Source organism: Jiangella asiatica (assembly GCF_004349065.1).
Classification (GTDB): domain Bacteria; phylum Actinomycetota; class Actinomycetes; order Jiangellales; family Jiangellaceae; genus Jiangella; species Jiangella asiatica.
Genome location: NZ_SMKZ01000004.1, coordinates 163,101 through 183,093, shown reverse-complemented (window position 1 = coordinate 183,093; position 19,993 = coordinate 163,101). Strand labels below are relative to the sequence as shown.

Sequence of the window (19,993 nt, the reverse complement as noted above, 5' to 3'; positions counted from 1 at the left end):
CATGCTGCACATCGACGCCGCACACCACGTCCACCGCGAGCGGACGGCGCGCCTGCGCCACGAGCTCCTGGTCGCTCAGCTGCGCCGCGCCCGGCGGTCGGAGCGCTGGGCGGCGCGCTCGGCCGGACTGGCATCGGGGCTGGCCCGGTACGCCCAGGCACAGCGTGCACGGGTGTGCTGACGCTCCCTGGGCACGCGAGTTGGGTCCGACCGCCGCGATCTGGCACAATGGCCTGCTGAACCGGCGGTCGCGCGGCCCTCTCACCCGCGAGCACCGGGTCCATCGAATCGTCGTGACCGGCGCCCCACCCAGGTGACGACGGCTCACCCGTGCGTCACCACTCCAAGGAGACTCCACCCCAGTGGCTGTCAAGATCAAGCTGAAGCGAATGGGCAAGATCCGTTCGCCGCACTACCGCATCATCGTCGCCGACGCTCGCACGAAGCGCGACGGCCGGGCCATCGAACAGATCGGCCTGTACAACCCGAAGCTCGAGCCGAGCCTCATCCAGGTCGACTCCGAGCGAGCGCAGTACTGGCTGGGTGTGGGCGCCCAGCCGACCGAGCCGGTGCTGGCCATCCTCAAGGTCACCGGCGACTGGCAGAAGCACAAGGGCCTGCCCGGTGCCGAAGGCACGCTGAAGGTCGCCGAGCCGAAGCCCGAGAAGCGCGCGGTGTTCGACGCCGCCCTCGCCGAGGTGCACGGAGAGCCGAAGTCCGACGCCACCACGCCGAAGAAGAAGCCGGCCAAGAAGAGCGCCGCCAAGGCCGAGGACAAGAAGGCCGAGAAGAAGGCCGACAAGGCCGAGCGGGCCAAGGCTGACGAGGCGAAGGCCGAGGAGCCGACGGAGGTCAAGGCCGACGCGAAGGCTGACGAGGCGAAGGCTGACGAGGCGAAAGCCGAGGAGCCGACGGAGGCCAAGGCCGACGCGAAGGCGGCCGACGAGGCGAGCTCGGACGAGTCCTGATGCTCGCCGAGGCACTGGAGCACCTGGTCGCTGGCGTCGTCGACCATCCTGACGACGTCAGCGTCCGCACCCGCCAGCTGCGTCGCGGCCGGCTGCTCGAAGTCCGCGTCCACCCCGACGACCTCGGTAAGGTCATCGGGCGTGGCGGTCGTACGGCCACGTCGTTCCGCACCGTCATCTCATCGCTGTCCGACAGCGGTGTGCGCATCGACTTCGTCGACATCGACGGACGCTGACACACAGCCAGACTCAGATGATCGTCACGGTCGGGCGTATCGGGCGCGCGCACGGCGTCCGCGGTGAGGTCACCGTCGAGGTTCGCACCGACACCCCCGACGAGCGCTTCGCCGACGGCGCCGTGCTGGCCACCGAGCCCGCCGCGCGCGGGCCGCTGACCGTGCTCGCCTCCCGATGGCACAGCGGCCGGCTGCTGGTGCGGTTCGACGCGGTCACGGACCGCACCTCCGCCGAGCTGTTGCGCGGCACGATGTTGCTGGCGGAGATCGCCGCCGACGCACGCACCGGCGACCCCGACGAGTTCTTCGACCACCAGCTGGTGGGGCTGACCGTCGTCACCGTCGACGGCGACGAGCTCGGGGCCGTGCGCGAGGTCGTCCACGCGCCGGGCCAGGACCTCCTCGCCGTCGCCCGGCCGGACGGCGGCGAGGCGCTGGTCCCGTTCGTCACCGAGATCGTGCCGGAGGTCGACCTGGGCGCATCGCGTGTCGTCGTCGACCCGCCGGCCGGACTGCTCGAGTGAAGGCCGGCGCGACATGAGGATCGACGTCGTCACGATCTTCCCCGACTACCTGGCGCCGCTTGAGCTGTCTCTGGTCGGCAAGGCCCGTGCGGCCGGGGTGCTCGACGTGCGGGTCCACGACCTGCGCGACTGGACCACCGACCGGCACCGCACCGTCGACGACACCCCGTACGGCGGCGGCGCCGGCATGGTCATGAAGCCCGACGTGTGGGGCGCGGCGCTCGACGCCGTCGCGGGCGAGGCGACACCCCGCCTGATCGTGCCCACTCCGTCCGGCCAGCCGTTCACCCAGGACGTCGCCGCCGAGCTGGCCGATGAGCCGTGGCTCGTCTTCGCCTGCGGGCGGTACGAGGGCATCGACGCGCGGTTCGTCGACGACGCCAGGACCCGGCTGCCGGTCACCGAGCTGTCCATCGGCGACTACGTGCTGGGCGGCGGCGAGTCCGCGGTGCTGGTGGTGGTCGAGGCGGTCGCGCGCCTGCTCCCAGGCGTCGTCGGCAACCCTGAGTCGCTGGTGGAGGAGTCGCACGGCGCCGACGGCCTGCTGGAGTACCCCGTCTACACCAAGCCGCCGACGTGGCGCGGCCTGGATGTGCCGGAGGTGCTGCTGTCCGGGCACCACGGCATGGTGGCCCGGTGGCGGCGCGACGAGGCGCTGCGGCGCACGGCGAGGCACCGACCGGACCTGCTCGAGCGGATCGACCCGGACCAGCTCGACCAGCGTGACCGCGAGGTTCTCGACGAGGTTGGGTTTCGTGTCCGGCCCCCATCTGTGGCAGACTGATCTGCCGTTGCCCGGTTCGCGAACGCCCTGCCACAGGGGGAGCGCTGACGCGAGAGCCGGGATCACACCGAAACCGATCGCCGTGGGCGACCTGTGGCGCCCGCGAGGAAGAGAACTCCATCATGCACACGCTCGACGCTGTCGACGCCGCGCAGCTCCGCGACGACATCCCCGCCTTCAGGGCCGGTGACAACCTGAAGGTCCACGTCCGGGTCGTCGAGGGCAACCGCTCCCGCGTCCAGGTCTTCCAGGGCGTGGTCATCCGGCGCCAGGGCTCCGGCATCCGCGAGACGTTCACCGTCCGCAAGGTCAGCTTCGGTGTCGGTGTCGAGCGCACCTTTCCGGTGCACACCCCGGTGATCGAGAAGATCGAGCTGGTCACGCGCGGCGACGTCCGGCGGGCGAAGCTCTACTACCTTCGCAGCCTGCGCGGCAAGGCCGCCAAGATTCGCGAGAAGCGCGAGACGGCCTGACCGTCCCTCCGGGGTACCCGGTGCCACGGACCGGCACCATCGCCGGGTAGCGTGCGGCTGGCACGTATTGTTCTCTACGTGCCACCCGACGCGTTCGACTCTTCTCCGGGCATGTCCCGGACACCCCAGGGAGATGCCGTGACCGAGGAGAGCCAGCCTCGGGGAGGCGATGGCGAGAGGCCCTACGGCGACGGCATCGTGCCAGGCGCCGGGGGTGGCCCTGGGTACGGTGCCGGCGGCGCCTCCGGTCGCGGTGCGGCACCCGGAGGCGGTGCTGGTGGCGCGGGCTCCGGCGGTGCGGGTACCGGTGGCGCTACATCGGGTGCGGGGTCTGCGCGGCGCGGGCTGAGCGCCTTCGTCAAGGAGACCGCCATCGTCGTGGCGCTCTCGCTGATCATCGCCACCGTCGTGCGCATCTTCCTCGTGCAGGCGTTCCTGATCCCGTCCGGGTCCATGGAAGACACCCTCCTCGTCGGCGACCGCGTCCTCGTCTCCAAGATCAGCCTGCAGTTCGGCGACATCAACCGTGGCGACGTCGTCGTCTTCGAGGACCCCGACCGCTGGCTCGGCGCTCAGGCGCCCGACGGCGGTGGCGGGGTCGGCGAGGCCGTCAAGGACATCTTCGAGTTCGTCGGCGTGCTGCCCGACGACTCCGAGGAACACCTGATCAAACGCGTCATCGGCGTCGGCGGCGACACCGTGGCCTGCTGCGACGACGCCGGGCACGTCACGGTCAACGGGCAGCCGATCGACGAGTCCGCGTATCTGTACCCCGGCGACTCCCCGTCGCTCAACGAATTCGAGACGACCGTGCCCGAGGGGGAGCTGTTCGTCATGGGCGATCACCGGTCCAACTCCGGCGACTCGCGCATCCACGGCACCTTCCCGGAGGACCTCGTCGTCGGTCGGGCGTTCGCCGTCGCATGGCCGCTGTCGAGGTGGGGGACCATCGGCAGCGACGGCGCGTTCGACGGCGTACCCGCGCCCTGACCTCCAGACCGTCCCGTCCTAGGCTGAGACGTGAGATGACCCTTTCCCTCACCCGTCGACGCATCCCGGTGCGGCGTGATGCCGGGATCTACGCCTACGAGCGGACCCTGGCCCGGTCCGGGTTCACGCCCGTCGCCGGCACCGACGAGGCCGGTCGCGGCGCCTGCGCGGGACCGCTGGTCGTGGGCGCCGCCGTGCTCAAGCCGGGCAAACGCGGTGAGATCCCCGGACTGGCCGACTCCAAGCTGCTCACGCCGGCCGCCCGCGAACGCGCTTACGACGAGGTGCTGGCTCGGGCGCTGGCCTGGTCGGTCATCATCGTCCCGCCCGACGAGGTCGACCGCGTCGGGCTGCACCGCTGCAACATCACCGCGATGCGCCGAGCTCTGGCGCGCCTGGACCTGACGCCCAGCTACGTGCTGACCGACGGCTTCCCGGTCAGCGGCCTGGGCGTGCCCGGCCTGGCGATGTGGAAGGGCGACCAGGTCGCCGCCTGCATCGCCGCCGCGTCCGTCATCGCCAAGGTCACCCGCGACCGCATCATGTGCGAGCTGCACGAACAATGGCCCCAGTACGGGTTCGACGCACACAAGGGCTACGTCACCGACGAGCACCAGCAGGCCCTCGCCACGCACGGTCCGAGCCCGGTTCACCGTCGCTCGTACGCCAACGTCGCGCGCGTGGTATCCCTTGGAGACGAAAGCTTGAGAGGGGACCCGACCTATGAGTGCTGAGGATCTCGAGAAGTACGAGACCGAGATGGAGCTCTCGCTGTACCGCGAGTACCGCGACGTGGTCGGCCTGTTCTCGTACGTGGTGGAGACCGAGCGGCGGTTCTACCTGACCAACAACGTCGACTTCCAGGTCCGCGGCGAGGGCGGCGACGTCTACTTCGAGGTCACCATGAGCGACGCCTGGGTGTGGGACATGTACCGCCCTGCCCGCTTCGTCAAGAACGTCAAGGTCGTGACCTTCAAGGACGTCAACGTCGAGGAACTCGCCAAGAGCGACCTCGAGATCCCCAAGACCTGACCCGCCCACCGGCAACCCGCCCCGACCCGTTGGGCGCGCGGGGCTCGGAATGATCACGTTCAGCACGAGATCTCGTGTCGCACCATGCTCGCAAGCCTCGTGAGGCGCGCAATGGCCTCGTGATGGCGGGAGCCCGGCGCACGTGCTACGGCTTTTGCGGCGCACGCTCTGCGCCCTGTGGCGCGCACGCCGGCGCACCCATCTGACCAGCGGGTTGTCCACAGGCCGAACGAAGGCCGCGGGTTGTCCACATTTCGCCGAAACGGCCTTGGATCGGCCCCGCCCGCGGGTGAGGCTCGGTACCGGAGGTGAGGCCGGTGCGGGTCAAGGACAGCATCGGGGCGTACGGCGAGCAGGTTGCCGCCGAACACCTGGTGCGGGCCGGGTTCGTCGTGGTCGAGCGCAACTGGCGCTGCGACATCGGCGAGATCGACATCGTCGCCATGGACGGCGGGACGGTCGTGGTCTGCGAGGTGAAGACACGCAGCGGGTTCGGGTTCGGTTCCGGGCTGGAGGCGGTCACGGCGAAGAAGCTGGCGCGGCTGCATCGGCTGGCGCTGCGTTGGCTGGCTGAGCATGCCGCGCGGGGCACGCCGGTGCGGGTCGACGTCGTCGCCGTCCATCGCCGGCCCGCCGGCGCCCCGGTCATCCTGCACGTGCGGGGTGCCCAGTGACGCGACTGGCGCGCTGCCGCAGCGTGACTCTGATCGGCGTGCGGGGCACGGTCGTTGACATCGACGTCCACCTCGGCGGGATGCCCGGGTTCGCCCTGGTGGGGCTGCCCGACGCGTCACTGTACGAGGCGCGCGACCGCGTCCGCTCCGCCGTCATGTCCAGTCACGAGCCGTGGCCGCTTCAGCGCATCACGGTCAGCCTGTCGCCGGCGGCGTTGCCGAAGCGGGGCAGTCACTTCGACCTCGGGGTCGCGGTGGCCATCCTGGCGGCCGCCGAAGAAGTCCCGCTGGCCGGTCTCGACGGCGTGCTGTTCCTCGGCGAGCTGGCGCTGGACGGCAGGCTACGACCCGTCCGCGGTGTGCTGCCGGCCGTGGTCACCGCGGTGCGCGCCGGCCTTACCCGGGCCGTCGTGCCGGAGTCGAACGTCGCGGAGGCTCGGCTCATCCCCGGCATGACGGTGTTCGGCGCCAGGTCGCTCCGCCAGGTGCTGGCATTCCTCCGGGGCGCGCCGATCCCCGACGAGGACGTCGACGGGCTCCAGCCCGCCGACGCGGAGCTCGCCGGCCCGGTAGATCTCGACCTCGCCGACGTAGCCGGGCAGAAGCCGGCCAAAGACGCCATCGAGATCGCTGCCGCCGGCCACCATCATCTGATGCTCAGCGGGCCACCGGGCGCTGGCAAGACGATGCTCGCGCGGCGCCTGCCCTCGCTGCTGCCCGATCTGTCGATCGAGGAGTCCCTCGAGGTCAGCGCCATCCATTCGGTGGCCGGGGTGCTCCCGTCGGGACGCCCGCTGATCGTCCGGCCGCCGTTCTCCGACCCACATCACACGTCCACGCCGGCGGCGGTGGCCGGCGGCGGCAGCCGCATCCCCAAGCCGGGAGCGGCGAGCCTGGCGCACCGCGGCGTGCTGTTCCTGGACGAGGCGCCGGAGTTCTCGCCGCGGGTGCTCGACTCGCTGCGGCAGCCGTTGGAGAACGGCGAGATCGTGCTCGCCCGATCCGAGGCCACCGTCGTCTTCCCGGCCCGGTTCCTGCTGGTCCTGGCGCAGAACCCCTGCTCGTGCGGCAACTTCGGCAGCACGATGCATCAGTGCACCTGCAGTCCTGACTCGGTCCGGCGGTACGGCCAGCGGCTGTCCGGGCCGGTTCGCGACCGGATCGACATGCACGTGCGCGTCGACGCGCCGAGCATGGCCGACATCGACGCCGCGGTGGATTCCGCCGAACCCAGCAAGGTGGTCGCGGATCGGGTGGCCGAGGCGAGGGAACGGCAGGCGCGGCGGCTGCGTGAGACGCCCTGGCGGTGCAACGGCGAGCTCCCAGGTCCCTACCTGCGTCGTGAGCTGAGGCTGCCGGCCGACGTGACCGTCCCGGTGTACGAGGAGCTGCGCCAGGGGCACGTCACGATCCGTGGCGCGGACCGGATCCTCCGGGTCGGCTGGACGGTCGGCGACCTCGCCGGGCACGACCGGCCCACCGTCGACGACATGGAACGGGCTGTCGAACTGCGTCTCGGGCAGCTGGCATGAGCCGGGACAGGGAGGCGCGGGCGGCGCTGTCCGCCGTCGTCGAGCCGGGCGAGGAAACGGTGGCGGTGCGGCTCGAGGAGGCCGGCGCGGTGGCTACGTGGAACGCCGTGCGGGACGGTGACGATGCACTCGACAAGACCGGACTCCTCCGTCGACGCGCGGTGCGCGTCGACGGTGCTGGGGTGCTCGCCCGGGCCGAACGGCTCGGCATCGACTTCCTCTGTCCCGGCGATCCCGGTTGGCCGGCGCCGCTGAACGCGATGGCGGCGACCATGACGTTCGGCGCCGACCGGGTTCCGCCGCCGTTCGGCCTGTACGTCCGCGGCGACGTGGACCTTAGCGGTGCCGTGGACCACGCGGTGGCCATCGTCGGAGCCCGCAACGCCAGCCGCTACGGCGAGCGGGTGGCGTCGGATCTCGCCGCGGACCTGGCCCTGAGCGGGTGGACGGTGGTGTCCGGCGCGGCGTTCGGCATCGATGGGGTCGCGCACCGTGGCGCCCTGACCGTCGGCGGCGTCACCATCGCGGTGCTGGCCAGTGGCGTCGACGTGCCCTACCCGCGAGGCCACACCGACCTGCTGGACCGCATCGCCGCAAGCGGTGTCGTGGTGAGCGAGGTTCCACCGGGCAGCCGGCCCATGCGGTCGTGGTTCCTGGCGCGCAACCGCATCATCGCCGCGTTGACCGCCGGCACCGTCGTCGTGGAGGCCGCGGCCCGCTCTGGCGCGCTCAACACGGCTCGGTGGGCGGACAAGCTGAGCCGTGAGGTGCTGGCCATGCCCGGGCCGGTGACCTCGGCATTGTCGGTCGGCTGCCATGACCTGGTTCGCGATCACGGCGCCACCCTCGTCACGGATGCCCGCGACGTGCTGGACGCGGTGGGACAGCTCGCCGCTGACGCGGCACCACTCCGGCAGGGCGAGGAGCGGCCCTTCGACCGGCTGCTCCCGGTGCAGCGGATGGTGCGCGAGCACATGTCCGCAGAGGGACCGTCCAGCGTGGACCTGCTGGTGCGGGCGACAGGTCTCGAGGGCGCGAGAGTCCGCCGTGCCCTGCGGGAGCTCGCCATCGGCGGTTGGGTCACCCAGGTGCCTGGTGGGTGGTGCCTGGGTTCGAGGGTCCCATGAGGCCCCGCGGGCGACGGGCCGGCTGTCATCCGGATCACGAAAGGAGGTACAGGGGCCGTCCCGGAGCGGTATCTATGGAGGTGGCGGCATCGGCTGCCGGAAATCGGGGAAGGGAACCGCCAGGGTTCGGTGGCACGCATCACCAACATCAGCGCTCGATCCGACACCAGCTTCGACGACCGGTACGCGTGGGCATCGCGCGCGCGAACCAGACGCTGCGCAACGTCTCCGGTGCCTGGATCAAAGACCAGAAGGTCGAGATCCAGAATGGCGAGATCGTCGCCCACCAGGTCGCCATGGAAGTGACATTCGTCCTCGACGACTGAGGCCCGTCGCGGACGTGGGGCGCTGCGGCCGAGGCGTCGATCAGCCCGTGGTCAGACGCATCGTGGCTCGCCGGAGCGCTTCACCGGCCGGGCGAGTTGGCCACGGCGGTCGCCGCTGCCCGCTCGCCGCCATCAGCGTGGCGCCGGTGTTCGGGCGATGCGCTGGGTGATCCTGGACGGATGGACGCCGTCGAGGATCTGCCGGAGCCGCTGGCGGAGGCGGTCGCGGAGTTCGCGCGGCACCTTTCCGCCGAGCGCGACCGGTCCGAGCACACCATCCGCGCCTACATCGGTGACGTCACCGGGCTGATGGGCCACCTGGCCCGGCTGGGCCGCACGGAGGTCGGCCAGCTCGACCTGGCGTCGCTGCGGAGCTGGCTGGCAAGCCTCAACACGCGCGGCCGGTCCCGGGCGACGCTGGCTCGGCGTGCCTCGGCCGCCCGTACGTTCACGGCGTGGGCGCACCGGACGGGTCGCCTCGAGCAGGACGTGGGCTCCGCGCTGGCCACGCCCAAGACCCGCCGGACGCTGCCGGACGTGCTGCGCGCTGGCGAGGCGGCGACGCTGCTCGACGCGGCGGCTGACCATGCTGCGGCCGGCGAGCCGGTCGACCTGCGCGACCACGCGCTGCTCGAGCTCCTGTACGCCACCGGCATCCGGGTGGGCGAGCTGGTCGGACTCGACGTGGACGACGTGGATGCCGGCCGGCGCGTGGTGCGCGTCCTCGGCAAGGGCCGCAAGGAGCGCACCGTCCCGTACGGAGCTCCGGCCGCGGAGGCGCTGGAGCGGTGGCTGCGCGACGGCCGGCCGCGGCTGACGAGGCCGGCGGCCGGGCCGGCGCTGTTCGTCGGCGTCCGTGGCGGCCGACTCGACCAGCGCGCCGCGCGCACCGTGGTCCACCGCCGGCTGCGCGCGATCCCCGGCGCACCCGACGTCGGCCCGCACGGGCTGCGGCACACGGCGGCGACACACCTGCTGGAAGGCGGGGCCGATCTGCGCAGCGTGCAGGAGCTGCTGGGGCATGCGTCGCTGGGCACGACCCAGATCTACACGCACGTGTCGGTCGATCGGCTGCGCAAGGCCTACCGGCAGGCTCATCCGCGCGCTTGACCAGCACACGGCACCTAGGCACGTCGAGCGAGTCGGTGTTCAGCTGCGCTGGCGGGCGACCTCGGCCACCTGCTCGATCACGGTCCGGGACGGCACATCGCCGGTGGGGTTGTCCGGCATCGTGACCACGACCGTGCGGACGTCCCCTCATCGGCACGGCGGCCGTGACGACGGCGGCCAGCAGGTCCGGCCTCGGACCCCACCCTGACCGGGCGCGGCCGGGACGTGGATCAGTCGGTGCCCGGTCAGCCGTGCCTGTTGCCCGGTAGCTCACCCAGCTCGGTGACGGCGCGACGACGTCGTCGCCCAGCGCCAGCAGCAGGCCGTACACGAGCGGCCTGCTGCCCGGCTCCGCCATCACCAGCTCCGGATCGGTGGTCGGGCCGCGTCGCTCCCAGTACCCGGCGGCAGCCTGCCGCAGTCGGCCGTGCCGGCGACCGGGCCGTACGCGCGGCCACTGCCGATGGACAGCGCATCGCGCAGCGCCGAGGCGCCACGAAGACGTAACGCGGGCGAAACGGCTCAGGCGGCGATCAGCTTGCCGTAGCGCTGGCGGGCCGCCTCGCCGGACGTGCCGAGGTAGGAGCCGATCAGCCACCAGGCGAGCCCGGCGGCGCGCGCATCGCGGACCGCCTCCAGGATGTCGCGCTCGGCCTGCGCACGCGCCTGGACCGCCCGGTAGATGGCCGCGAGCGGGCGGGCGTCCTTGAACTTGCTCGGATCCGGCTCGTGCTCCTCGAAACGGCGCGCGAGCTCTTCAGCGTGTTCGATGACGTACTGGAACGAGTAGGGCATGGTCACGGTCACCACCTCAGGTATTTGCGTCCGGCGGACATGGCGTGAACGACGACCGGCCCTGCCGCCGATCGGACCACACCGAGCTCGAGGAGCCGAGCGGCGCGACTCGGGCCGACGACCATGGTGAGTCCGTCGTCTTCGTCATCGCTGCGCATGGCGCAGCGGTAGGCATGGAGGATGTCCTCGTCGCTGACGCCGTGCTTGCGTGCGCTGGGCGCGATGTGGGGTTCGTCGTGCACCGACGCTACGCTTCTTCGGGAGGGTTGGCAAGGTAACTTGCGACGCTGAGGATCGAGGGCGGGTGTGGGGCAGCGACGGGTCTGGCCTGCGGGGCCGTGGTGAGCTGGGGTGGTGACCGGCGCCGTCGGATGGCCGCGGCAACGGGCCGGAGGCCAGCCGCGTCGGGGGAGAGGCTGCCTGTCCGGCGGGAAGCCAGGGCATCGGGTCGGTGACCTGGCCGGCGGCGTAGAGCATGAAGTGCAGGTGGCACCCGGTGGACAGTCCGGTGTCGCCGGCGCGGCCCACGGCATGTCCCGCGGGGATGGTCTGGCCGGCGGCGACGGTGACGGCCGACAGGTGGCCGTAGGACGTGGTGACCGGCGTGCCGCGGAGGCGGCCGTGGTCGACGGTGACCTGCAGCCCGTACGCTCCCCGCTCGCCGGCGTCGGTGACGCGGCCGGCCGCGGCGGCGCGGATGGGAGTACCGCACGCCGCGGCGAAATCGGTGCCGTCGTGCAGCTTGAGGACCCCGGTAACGGGATGGACCCGTATCCCGAACGGGGACGTGACGTGCGGCGATGCGACGGGCCAGCCCAGGGCGGTTGATGCCGGGGGCGGTGGGTCGCCGGACAGGGTGCGCTCGTCCAGTGGCAGTAGCTGGATGTCGGCGCCGGTGCCGACCAGGGCGAGCGGGTCGACGTAGCGCTGGCCCTCGCGGGCGCCCCAGTGCAGGCACGCGGCCGGGGCGCAGTGACTCCCCGCGGCCGCCAGCGTGCCGACCGGCTGGCCGGCGGCTACGGCGTCGCCGAGCGTGACGGACGCCGTCACCGGCTCGTACGTGGTGCGGAGGGTGCCGTGATCGACGACGACGACACCGCGCCCGGCGAGCGGGCCGGCATAGGCGACCACGCCGGGACCGGCGGCCCTGACCTCCGCGCCGACCGTGCCGGCCAGGTCGACTCCGCGATGGCCGGCCAGCCACGGTTGGTCGGGAGGGTCGAATCCGTGGACGACGGGTGCCGGCCCGGCCGGCGGGCCGATGGGCAGCACCCATGCGGCCGGCCACCCGGCGAGGACGACGGCGAGGGTGGTGGCGGCGACGATCAGGTTCATGCCACCGAGGCTGGTCGCCAGCCCGCCCCGGCGCATCGGCCAGAACCCGATTTGGGGACAACCGGCTCGGATCCCAGCACCCTGTGGACAACGCACCCGATCCCGACACGCCCACGACCTTGCTCACGGCTGGGTCACGAAACGATAACGAAGACACCGGCAGGGCCCGATCGATTGGACGCACCCACGGGGTCACACGACAGGGTCGGAAGTCGAACCGGTGAATGTGACCTGACGTGAAGCCGCGGTGACAGAGGGTACGGGTGACAGCATGACGCGAGGACGACGGTGGATGGCGGCGCGGGCCGGTGCGGCCGCTCTCGGGATCGCGGCGCTTGTCAGCGCCTGCGGCGGCGGCGGCGAGGAGGTGGACGTCGACGACGGGAACGGCACCTCCGGCGCCGACCAAGGCGGCGGTGACGGTGACGCACCCGCCGGCACCCTCGTCGCGGCCATCTCGGCCCAGCCTGACCAGTTCGACCCCCACAAGACGCAGGCCTACGCCAGCTTCCAGGTGCTGGAGAACGTATACGACACCCTCGTCGTCCCGGACGCGGAGGGCGAGTTCCAGCCCAGCCTGGCCACCGAGTGGACCACCAGCGACGACGCCCTCACCTGGACCTTCACCCTCCGCGAAGGCGTGACCTTCCACGACGGGAGCGCCTTCGATTCCGCCGACGTCGTCTACTCCTACCGGCGCATCATCGACGAGCAGCTGGCGAACGCCTACCGCTTCGCCAGCGTGGCGAACATCGACGCGCCGGACCCGCAGACGGTCGTCATCACCCTCTCGACCCCCACACCGGCGCTGCTGGACAACATCGGCGGCTTCAAGGGCATGGCGATCATCCCCGAGGGCGCGGGCCAGCAGACCGACCTCGCCACCACTGCCGTCGGTACCGGGCCGTTCACGCTCGAGGAGACCGGAGCCGGCGGCGTCACCCTCGCCCGTTACGACGACTACTGGGGAGACCCCGCCACCGTCGAGGGTGTGGAGTTCCGCTACGTGAGCGAGCCGGCGGCCGCCCTGACGGCGCTGCGCTCCGGCGACATCCACTGGACCGACAACGTCCCGCCGCAGGACATCGAGGGCCTGCAGGACGACGAGGAGGTCGAGCTCGGCGTCACGCCGAGCGTCGACTACTGGTACCTCGCCATGAACCAGACCCGCCCGCCGTTCGACAACCGCGACTTCCGCCGTGGCGTCGCGTACGGCATCGACCGCGAGGAGGTCACCGAGGCGGCCCGGTTCGGCGCGGCGACCACGAACCAGACAGCGATCCCGGAGCAGAGCCTCTGGTACCACGAGTACGCGCCGTTCGAGCACGACCCCGACCAGGCCGCCGATCTCATCGAGCAGACCGCGGCCGCCACGCCCCAGCCGATGGGCCTCATGGTCACCGACGAGTACCCGGAGACTGTTCAGGCCGCGCAGGTCATCCAGGCGCAGCTCGCCGAAGTGGGCGTGGAGATCGGCATCGAGCAGGAGGCCTTCGCCACCTGGCTGGACCGCCAGGCCGCCGGCGACTACGACGCGTTTCTGCTCGGCTGGCTGGGCAACCTGGACCCGTTCGGCTTCTACCACGCCCAGCACGTCTGCGAGGGCACGTCGAACTTCCAGGGCTACTGCAACCCCGAGGTCGACACCTTGTTGAACCAGGCCGCCGCCGAGACCGACCAGGAGGCCCGCAAGGCGCTGTACGACCAGGCCGCGGAGCTCATCGTCGACGACGTCAGCTACCTGTACCTGTACAACCCCGACGTCGTGCAGGCCTGGGCACCAGGGCTGGAAGGCTACGAGATCCGTCCGGACAAGGCGATCAACTTTGAAACGGTGAGGCTGCCGGAGTGACCCGTTACGTGCTGCGGCGCCTGCTGCAGTCGGTCGCGGTCCTGCTCGGCGTGAGCATCCTGGTCTTCGCGATCATCCAGCTGGTCCCGGGCGACCCGATCCGGGCGGCGCTCGGCCAGCAGGCCGACCCGGAGACCTACGCGGCCCTGCGCGAGCGGGCGGGCCTCGACGACCCCGTGCCGCTGCAGTTCGTCAACTGGCTCGCCGGCGCCGCCACCGGCGACCTCGGCGTCAGCTTCCGCACCGGCGAGACCGTGCTGTCGCAGATCCTGGCGCGCACGCCGGCGACGCTGTCGCTGGCCGGCGCCGCGATCGTGGTGGCGCTGCTCATCGCGATCCCGCTGGGCACCATCTCCGCGCTGCACCCGCGGAGCCCGGTGGACTGGTTCGCCAGCCTGTCCAGCCAGGCCGGGCTGAGTGTCCCGGACTTCTGGCTGGGCATCCTGCTGATCCTGCTGTTCGCCGGGACGCTGGGGTGGCTGCCGTCGTCCGGCTACACGCCGTTCACGGAGGACCCGGTGGACTGGGCGCGGCACCTGATCCTGCCGGCCATCACCGCTGGCGTCTCCAGTGGATCGATCCTCACCCGGTTCGTCCGCTCGTCGGTGCTGGAGTCGCTCGGCCAGGACCACGTGCGCACCGCCCGGGCCAAGGGCATGCGCGCCCGCGACGTGCTGACCTGGCACGTGCTGCGCAACGCGCTGGTCCCGCTGGTGACGGTGGCCGGCGTGCAGCTGGCCTACCTGCTGTCCGGCGTCGTTGTCGTCGAGTACGTGTTCGCGTGGCCGGGCCTGGGTCAACTGGCCTTTCAGGCCGTCGAGTCGCGCGACTACCCACTGCTCCAGGGCACGGTCCTGCTGTTCGCCGTCATCTTCCTGGTCGTGAACCTGGTCGTGGACCTCGCCTACGCGCGGCTGGACCCGCGCATCTCGTACCGGAGCGCGCGATGAGGGGCCGCGAAACCCTGGCGCTGCTGTTCCGCAGCCCGACGGCGATCGTCGCCGGCGCCGTCCTGGTCGCGCTGGTCGTCACCGCCGTCCTCGGCGACTCGCTCGCCCCGCACGACCCGACCGCCACCGACGTCTCCAACCGCCTGCAGAGCCCCAGCACCGCCCACTGGTTCGGCACCGACGAGCTGGGCCGCGACGTGCTGTCCCGGGTCATCGAGGGCGCCGCGGTGTCCCTGAAGGTCGGCGCGGTCGCGGTCGGGATCTCGCTGGTCGCCGGCGTCCTGATCGGCCTCGTCGCCGGGTACTACGGCACCTGGGTCGACGACGTGCTGATGCGGCTGTCGGACGTGTTGTTCGCGTTCCCGGCGATGCTCATGGCCATCGCGGTGCTGGCCATCCTCGGGCCCGGCTCCACCAACGCGATGATCGCCATCGGCATCGTCTACACGCCGATCTTCGCGCGCATCACCCGGGCCAGCGTGCTCAGTGTCCGCGAGGAGGTCTACGTGCGGGCGGCCCGCTCCGCCGGCGCCGGCGACCTGCGCATCGTCGGCCGGCACGTGCTGCCCAACGTGACCGCACCGATCATCGTGCAGACCTCGATCAGCCTCGCGTTCGCCATCCTCTCCGAGGCCGCGCTGAGCTTCGTCGGCCTCGGCACCCAGCCGCCGGACCCGTCGTGGGGCCGGATGCTCTCCGAGGGCCGCGGCTTCATCGAGCAGGCCTGGTGGATGGCGGTCTTCCCCGGTCTGGCGATCTTCGTGACCGTGCTGGCCTTCAACGTCCTGGGCGACGCGCTGCGCGACGTGCTCGACCCGCGGCAGCGATCCGCCATGGCGGGAACTGGGGTGACGCCGTGAGCTCGCCGCCCACCGACGGCGCCCCGCTGCTCAGCGTCCGCGACCTGCAGGTCTCCTTCCGCACCCGCCGCGGCCCGGCCCGGGTCGTGAACGGGCTGTCGTTCGACGTCCACGCCGGCTGCACGCTCGCCGTCGTCGGCGAGTCCGGCTCCGGGAAGAGCGTCAGCTCGCTGGCCCTGCTCGGCCTGCTGCCCGACGCCGTCGCCGAGGTCCGCGGCAGCGCCGTGTTCGGCGGCGACGAGCTGATCGGCCGCACCGAGGAGCAGCTGCGCCGCGTCCGCGGCGCCGGCATCGGCATGGTCTTCCAGGACCCGATGACCTCGCTCAACCCGGTCCTCACCGTCGAGCGGCAGATCGGCGAGGCGCTGCGGGCGCACGAGAAGGTGTCCGACGAGGGGGTCAGGTCACGCGCCGCGGAGCTGCTCACCGAGGTGGGCATCCCGGACGCGGCCAGCCGGCTGCGGGCCTTCCCGCACCAGCTGTCCGGCGGGATGCGGCAACGGGTCATGATCGCGATCGCGCTGGCGGGCAACCCCCGGGTGCTCATCGCCGACGAGGCGACGACGGCGCTCGACGTCACCGTCCAGGCGCAGATCATCGAGCTGGTCGCGCGCCTGCAGGAGGAGCACGGCATGGGGGTCGTCTGGATCACCCACGACCTCGGCGTCGTGGCCGGGATCGCCGACCACGTGCTGGTCATGTACGCCGGCCGGTGCGTCGAGGAGGGCGCCGTCGACGACCTGTTCGACCGGCCCGAGCATCCGTACACCCGCGGCCTGCTCGGTGCGCTGCCGGTGGTCGACGACCCGCGGCCGGCGCGCGAGCGCGACGACCTGGTCACCATGCCGGGCCTGCCGCCGGACCCCGTCGACCTGCCGGCGGGATGCGCGTTCCACCCGCGGTGCCCGGTCCGCGCCGACGCCCGCTGCGCCACCGAGGTGCCGCCGCTCGCCGCGGTGAGCGCCGATCACGGCGAGGCACACCGCGTCGCCACGTTCTACGCCGGAGGTGACCGCGCATGAGCGACGTGCTGGTGCGCGCCTCCGGGCTGCGGGTGCACTTCGGCGACGTCCGCGCCGTCGACGGTGTCGACCTCGAGGTCCGCCGAGGCGAGACACTGGGTCTGGTGGGGGAGTCCGGCTGTGGCAAGTCCACCTTGGGCAACGCGCTGCTCCGGCTGGTCGAGCCGACCGTCGGCACCGTCGAGTACGACGGCGCCGACGTCACCGCCGCGGGACGGCGGGAGCTGCGGGCGCTGCGCCGGCGGACCGCGATGATCTTCCAGGACCCGTACGCCTCACTCGACCCGCGCCGCACGGTCGCGGAGTCGATCGGCGAGCCGCTGGCGATCCACCGGCTGCACCGCGGCCGGGACGCCCGGCGGGCCCGGGTCGGCGAGCTGATGGAGCTGGTCGGGCTGGACCCGCGCAACGGCAACCGATACCCGCACGAGTTCTCCGGTGGCCAGCGCCAGCGCGTCGGCATCGCCCGGGCGCTGGCCGGCGAGCCGGACTTCGTCGTCTGCGACGAGCCGATCGCCTCGCTCGACGTGTCGGTGCAGGCGCAGGTGGTCAACCTGCTGGTGCGGCTGCAGCGGGAGCTGGGCCTGACCTACCTGTTCGTCTCACACGACCTCGCCGCGGTGCGTCAGGTGGCCGACCGGGTCGCCGTCATGTACCTCGGCCGGGTGGTCGAGATCGGCGACGGCGCCGCGGTGGCCGCGGCACCGGGCCACCCCTACACCGAAGCGCTGGTGTCGGCCGTGCCGGTCCCGGTGCCCGCCCGGGAACGGGACCGCCAGCGCATCGTGCTGCGCGGCGACGTGCCCAGCCCGGCAGCTCCGCCGTCCGGCTGCCGCTTCCGGACCCGCTGCCCGAAGGTCTTCGAGCCCTGCGCCGACCACGACCCCGTCCTCCAGCCGACCGGCCCGGAGCAGCAGGCGGCCTGCCACCTGCACGGTGTCACCGACCACTGACGGCTCAGGGTGGGGTCAGCTCACCCAACCGCCGGGCGACCGCGCGGGGCGCGAGCCGAGCCGTTCGGCCGACTCCGTCAGGTGGCGATGGTCGAGCCTGTTGGCTCGCCCATAGAGGTCGAGTGCCATCGGATCGTGCCACCGGGTGTACGGCCATTCGCTGGAGAATTTTGTGCGTAGTTTTCCGAGCATAGATTTCCGCTGCATGCCGGTGGGCTGCACACAGGTTTCTCCCGTACACTGATCTATGGCCCAGGTCTCCCTGGGTCAAATTCGCGTGCCCTGAGCGCGGCCTTCGTCGTCGGTCTCGGCGTCCGGTGTGGACGGCGGGTGGCGGTGGGCCAGTGGGCACCAGGCGCGACGGCCGACCACCGCCGCGATGAACCGGAACAACGCGCCGGGCGGTCATCACGACCGGCGCGAGAGGAGGAGACGAGGCCATGGCCGTCGTCACCATGCGTCAGCTGCTCGAAAGCGGCGTGCACTTCGGGCATCAGACCCGCCGCTGGAACCCGAAGATGAAGAGGTTCATCTTCACCGAGCGCAACGGCATCTACATCATCGACCTGCAGCAGTCGCTGTCCTACATCGACCGCGCCTACGAGTTCGTCAAGGAGACCGTGGCGCACGGCGGGACGGTGCTGTTCGTCGGCACCAAGAAGCAGGCTCAGGAGGCCGTGCGCGAGCAGGCCACCCGGGTGAACATGCCGTTCGTGACCGAGCGCTGGCTGGGCGGCATGCTGACCAACTTCCAGACCGTGAACAAGCGGCTGCAGCGGCTCAAGGAGCTCGAGGAGCTCAACTTCGACGACGTTGCCGGCTCCGGTCTGACGAAGAAGGAGCTTCTCATGCGCAAGCGTGAGAAGGACAAGCTCGAGCGCACCCTGGGCGGCGTGCGCAACATGTCCAAGGTGCCCAGCGCGGTGTGGATCGTCGACACCAAGAAGGAGCACCTGGCCGTCGACGAGGCGCGCAAGCTCGGCATCCCGATCGTGGCGATCCTCGACACGAACTGCGACCCCGACGAGGTCGACTTCCCGATCCCGGGCAACGACGACGCCATCCGCGCGGTCAGCCTGCTGACCCGGGTCGTGGCCGACTCCGTCGCCGACGGCCTGCTGGGCCGTCAGGGTCAGCGCGGCGACGCCGGCGACGGCGCCGAGCTGGCCTCGGACGAGCCGCTGGCCGAGTGGGAGAAGGAGCTGCTGCAGCAGACGCAGTCCGAGGCCGCCGCGGCACCTGCCGAGACCGCCGAGGCCCCTGCGGCCGGGGAGGCACCCGCCGAGGCGACCGAAGCCCTTGCCACCGAGGCCACCGAGGCTCCGGTCGAGGCAACCGAGGCTCCGGCCGAGGTCGCGGAGACTCCGGTCGAGGCGACCGAGGCGACCGAGGCGCCCGCCGACGCCGACTCCGCCGCGCAGCAGGCCGACGAGCCCGCCCCGCAGCAGGCCTGACGACTGAACCCCGCGGTCGCGGGGTACACGACGACCGCGGTCACGGCCGGGGCGTGACGCAGCCGTCGCGCCCCGGCCGTGACCGAACGACCACCGGACAGACGGACAAGAGAGAAGTGTGAGGATGCCGAACATCACTGCGGCCGACGTCAAGCGGCTGCGCGATGCCACGGGTGCGGGCATGATGGACGCGAAGAAGGCGCTGGAGGAGACCGGCGGCGACTTCGACCAGGCCATCGAGACGCTGCGGATCAAGGGCGCGGCCAAGGCCGCCAAGCGCAGCGCCGAGCGCACCACGTCCAACGGCCTGGTCGCCGCCGAGGGCCCGGCCATCATCGTGCTGGCCTGCGAGACCGACTTCGTGGCCAAGAACGCCGACTTCCAGGAGCTCGCCGCCGACATCGTCGCCGTCGCCGCCGCCGTGAGGCCGGCCGACGTCGAGACGCTGATCGGATCGGCGCTGCCCGACGGCCGCAAGGTCGGCGAGGCCGTCGACGCAGCCGCGGCCGTCATGGGCGAGAAGATCGAGATCACGAACGTCGCCGTCGTCGACGGCGAGGTGGCCACGTACCTGCACAAGCGCTCCGCCGACCTGCCGCCGCAAGTGGGTGTGCTCGTCGAGTACGTCTCCGACGGCTCCGAGACCGCCGTGCAGGCCGCTCGCGACGCCGCCATGCAGGTCGCCGCGCTGCGTCCGACCTACGCCGTCCGCGACGACGTGCCGGCCGACGTGGTCGAGAACGAGCGGCGCATCGCCGAGGCCACGGCCCGCGAGGAGGGCAAGCCCGAGCAGGCCATGCCGAAGATCATCGAGGGCCGGCTCAACGGTTTCTTCAAGGAGACCGTGCTGGTCGACCAGCCGTCGGTCAAGGAGAGCAAGAAGTCCGTCGGCGCCGTGCTCGACGCGGCCGGCGTGACGGTGAAGCGGTTCGTCCGCTTCGAGGCCTGACCCACCGACCCGACCAGGACGAGTCCAGTACGCGATCTCAGGAGGCC

At 71.7% G+C, this 19,993-nt stretch carries 22 protein-coding genes and 1 pseudogene; 21 read left to right on the top strand and 2 right to left on the bottom strand.

Going from position 1 to position 19,993, the window contains the following annotated elements:
- The first annotated feature begins 1 nt into the window (after position 1).
- The 14 genes and pseudogenes from E1269_RS05130 (at position 2) to E1269_RS05065 (ending at position 9,776) form a co-directional block, all read left to right on the top strand.
- Positions 2 to 181 carry a hypothetical protein gene (locus E1269_RS05130; RefSeq protein ID WP_131892039.1) on the top strand — a complete coding sequence of 60 codons (180 nt, stop codon included), beginning with the start codon at positions 2 to 4 and terminating at the stop codon, positions 179 to 181.
- 181 nt (positions 182 to 362) lie between these two features.
- A complete protein-coding gene (gene rpsP / locus E1269_RS05125; protein ID WP_131892036.1) occupies positions 363 to 968 on the top strand; it encodes a 30S ribosomal protein S16 in 606 nt (201 codons plus the stop codon).
- On the top strand, positions 968 to 1,204 hold the full coding sequence (locus tag E1269_RS05120; protein ID WP_131892034.1) for an RNA-binding protein: 237 nt from the start codon (positions 968 to 970) through the stop codon (positions 1,202 to 1,204). Before rpsP ends, E1269_RS05120 begins: the two co-directional genes overlap by 1 nt.
- Positions 1,205 to 1,221: 17 nt before the next feature.
- On the top strand, positions 1,222 to 1,728 hold the full coding sequence (gene rimM, locus E1269_RS05115) for a ribosome maturation factor RimM (RefSeq protein WP_131892032.1): 507 nt from the start codon (positions 1,222 to 1,224) through the stop codon (positions 1,726 to 1,728).
- 13 nt (positions 1,729 to 1,741) lie between these two features.
- Positions 1,742 to 2,512, top strand: a complete 771-nt coding sequence (trmD, locus tag E1269_RS05110) for a tRNA (guanosine(37)-N1)-methyltransferase TrmD (protein WP_131892030.1) — start codon at positions 1,742 to 1,744, stop codon at positions 2,510 to 2,512.
- A gap of 119 nt (positions 2,513 to 2,631) precedes the next feature.
- Positions 2,632 to 2,985, top strand: a complete 354-nt coding sequence (gene rplS, locus E1269_RS05105) for a 50S ribosomal protein L19 (protein WP_131892028.1) — start codon at positions 2,632 to 2,634, stop codon at positions 2,983 to 2,985.
- Positions 2,986 to 3,123: 138 nt separating this feature from the next.
- On the top strand, positions 3,124 to 3,975 hold the full coding sequence (gene lepB, locus E1269_RS05100) for a signal peptidase I (RefSeq protein ID WP_131892026.1): 852 nt from the start codon (positions 3,124 to 3,126) through the stop codon (positions 3,973 to 3,975).
- 35 nt (positions 3,976 to 4,010) lie between these two features.
- Positions 4,011 to 4,709, top strand: coding sequence for a ribonuclease HII (locus E1269_RS05095; protein ID WP_131892024.1), 699 nt, complete (start codon positions 4,011 to 4,013; stop codon positions 4,707 to 4,709).
- On the top strand, positions 4,699 to 5,007 hold the full coding sequence (locus E1269_RS05090; RefSeq protein ID WP_046772400.1) for a DUF2469 domain-containing protein: 309 nt from the start codon (positions 4,699 to 4,701) through the stop codon (positions 5,005 to 5,007). The genes E1269_RS05095 and E1269_RS05090 overlap by 11 nt, the downstream gene beginning before the upstream one ends.
- Before the next feature lie 317 nt (positions 5,008 to 5,324).
- Complete coding sequence (locus tag E1269_RS05085; RefSeq protein WP_131892022.1) at positions 5,325 to 5,681, top strand: YraN family protein; 357 nt, start codon at positions 5,325 to 5,327, stop codon at positions 5,679 to 5,681.
- Positions 5,682 to 5,719: 38 nt separating this feature from the next.
- Positions 5,720 to 7,213, top strand: a complete 1,494-nt coding sequence (locus E1269_RS05080) for a YifB family Mg chelatase-like AAA ATPase (protein WP_239000779.1) — start codon at positions 5,720 to 5,722, stop codon at positions 7,211 to 7,213.
- On the top strand, positions 7,210 to 8,340 hold the full coding sequence (gene dprA, locus E1269_RS05075) for a DNA-processing protein DprA (protein WP_131892018.1): 1,131 nt from the start codon (positions 7,210 to 7,212) through the stop codon (positions 8,338 to 8,340). The genes E1269_RS05080 and dprA overlap by 4 nt, the downstream gene beginning before the upstream one ends.
- Positions 8,341 to 8,442: 102 nt before the next feature.
- Positions 8,443 to 8,666 (top strand): annotated as a pseudogene (locus E1269_RS34155) (dodecin family protein).
- A 180-nt stretch (positions 8,667 to 8,846) separates the two neighbouring features.
- Entirely contained in the window at positions 8,847 to 9,776 is a 930-nt protein-coding gene (locus tag E1269_RS05065) for a tyrosine recombinase XerC (RefSeq protein WP_131892017.1), read from the top strand.
- 522 nt (positions 9,777 to 10,298) lie between these two features.
- Here E1269_RS05065 and E1269_RS05060 read toward each other — a convergent pair.
- Both E1269_RS05060 and E1269_RS32105 read right to left on the bottom strand, forming a co-directional pair.
- Entirely contained in the window at positions 10,299 to 10,571 is a 273-nt protein-coding gene (locus tag E1269_RS05060) for a hypothetical protein (RefSeq protein WP_131892015.1), read from the bottom strand.
- Between the two features lie 144 nt (positions 10,572 to 10,715).
- Positions 10,716 to 11,906, bottom strand: coding sequence for a peptidoglycan DD-metalloendopeptidase family protein (locus E1269_RS32105; RefSeq protein WP_203432926.1), 1,191 nt, complete (start codon positions 11,904 to 11,906; stop codon positions 10,716 to 10,718).
- A 271-nt stretch (positions 11,907 to 12,177) separates the two neighbouring features.
- On the opposite strand from E1269_RS32105, the gene E1269_RS05045 reads away from it, so the two are divergent.
- The 7 genes from E1269_RS05045 to tsf all read left to right on the top strand — a co-directional run bounded on the left by E1269_RS05045 (position 12,178) and on the right by tsf (position 19,946).
- A complete protein-coding gene (locus E1269_RS05045; RefSeq protein WP_203432924.1) occupies positions 12,178 to 13,758 on the top strand; it encodes an ABC transporter substrate-binding protein in 1,581 nt (526 codons plus the stop codon).
- Positions 13,755 to 14,708 (top strand): ABC transporter permease, encoded by a 954-nt coding sequence (locus tag E1269_RS05040; protein ID WP_131892011.1) that lies wholly within the window; start codon positions 13,755 to 13,757, stop codon positions 14,706 to 14,708. Before E1269_RS05045 ends, E1269_RS05040 begins: the two co-directional genes overlap by 4 nt.
- On the top strand, positions 14,705 to 15,568 hold the full coding sequence (nikC, locus tag E1269_RS05035) for a nickel transporter permease (protein WP_131892009.1): 864 nt from the start codon (positions 14,705 to 14,707) through the stop codon (positions 15,566 to 15,568). Before E1269_RS05040 ends, nikC begins: the two co-directional genes overlap by 4 nt.
- The gene (locus E1269_RS05030; protein ID WP_131892007.1) at positions 15,565 to 16,590 is read left to right on the top strand and encodes an ABC transporter ATP-binding protein; all 1,026 of its coding nucleotides are present in this window, start codon (positions 15,565 to 15,567) and stop codon (positions 16,588 to 16,590) included. Before nikC ends, E1269_RS05030 begins: the two co-directional genes overlap by 4 nt.
- Positions 16,587 to 17,543 (top strand): ABC transporter ATP-binding protein, encoded by a 957-nt coding sequence (locus E1269_RS05025; protein WP_131892005.1) that lies wholly within the window; start codon positions 16,587 to 16,589, stop codon positions 17,541 to 17,543. The genes E1269_RS05030 and E1269_RS05025 overlap by 4 nt, the downstream gene beginning before the upstream one ends.
- Before the next feature lie 440 nt (positions 17,544 to 17,983).
- Positions 17,984 to 18,997 (top strand): 30S ribosomal protein S2, encoded by a 1,014-nt coding sequence (gene rpsB / locus E1269_RS05020; protein WP_131892003.1) that lies wholly within the window; start codon positions 17,984 to 17,986, stop codon positions 18,995 to 18,997.
- A gap of 124 nt (positions 18,998 to 19,121) precedes the next feature.
- Positions 19,122 to 19,946: a translation elongation factor Ts gene (gene tsf / locus E1269_RS05015; protein ID WP_131892001.1), complete on the top strand. Its 825-nt coding sequence runs from the start codon at positions 19,122 to 19,124 to the stop codon at positions 19,944 to 19,946.
- Positions 19,947 to 19,993 lie beyond the last annotated feature (47 nt).

What these genes read in the sequence shown, in the direction of transcription:
- E1269_RS05130 (WP_131892039.1), top strand. Translation starts at nt 2, where the DNA reads ATGCTGCACATCGACGCCGCACACCACGTCCACCGCGAGCGGACGGCG.
- E1269_RS05120 (WP_131892034.1), top strand. Translation starts at nt 968, where the DNA reads ATGCTCGCCGAGGCACTGGAGCACCTGGTCGCTGGCGTCGTCGACCAT.
- rimM (WP_131892032.1), top strand. Translation starts at nt 1,222, where the DNA reads ATGATCGTCACGGTCGGGCGTATCGGGCGCGCGCACGGCGTCCGCGGT.
- trmD (WP_131892030.1), top strand. Translation starts at nt 1,742, where the DNA reads ATGAGGATCGACGTCGTCACGATCTTCCCCGACTACCTGGCGCCGCTT.
- E1269_RS05095 (WP_131892024.1), top strand. Translation starts at nt 4,011, where the DNA reads ATGACCCTTTCCCTCACCCGTCGACGCATCCCGGTGCGGCGTGATGCC.
- E1269_RS05090 (WP_046772400.1), top strand. Translation starts at nt 4,699, where the DNA reads ATGAGTGCTGAGGATCTCGAGAAGTACGAGACCGAGATGGAGCTCTCG.
- dprA (WP_131892018.1), top strand. Translation starts at nt 7,210, where the DNA reads ATGAGCCGGGACAGGGAGGCGCGGGCGGCGCTGTCCGCCGTCGTCGAG.
- E1269_RS05065 (WP_131892017.1), top strand. Translation starts at nt 8,847, where the DNA reads ATGGACGCCGTCGAGGATCTGCCGGAGCCGCTGGCGGAGGCGGTCGCG.
- E1269_RS05060 (WP_131892015.1), bottom strand. Translation starts at nt 10,571, where the DNA reads ATGCCCTACTCGTTCCAGTACGTCATCGAACACGCTGAAGAGCTCGCG.
- E1269_RS32105 (WP_203432926.1), bottom strand. Translation starts at nt 11,906, where the DNA reads ATGAACCTGATCGTCGCCGCCACCACCCTCGCCGTCGTCCTCGCCGGG.
- E1269_RS05045 (WP_203432924.1), top strand. Translation starts at nt 12,178, where the DNA reads ATGACGCGAGGACGACGGTGGATGGCGGCGCGGGCCGGTGCGGCCGCT.
- nikC (WP_131892009.1), top strand. Translation starts at nt 14,705, where the DNA reads ATGAGGGGCCGCGAAACCCTGGCGCTGCTGTTCCGCAGCCCGACGGCG.
- E1269_RS05025 (WP_131892005.1), top strand. Translation starts at nt 16,587, where the DNA reads ATGAGCGACGTGCTGGTGCGCGCCTCCGGGCTGCGGGTGCACTTCGGC.
- rpsB (WP_131892003.1), top strand. Translation starts at nt 17,984, where the DNA reads ATGGCCGTCGTCACCATGCGTCAGCTGCTCGAAAGCGGCGTGCACTTC.
- tsf (WP_131892001.1), top strand. Translation starts at nt 19,122, where the DNA reads ATGCCGAACATCACTGCGGCCGACGTCAAGCGGCTGCGCGATGCCACG.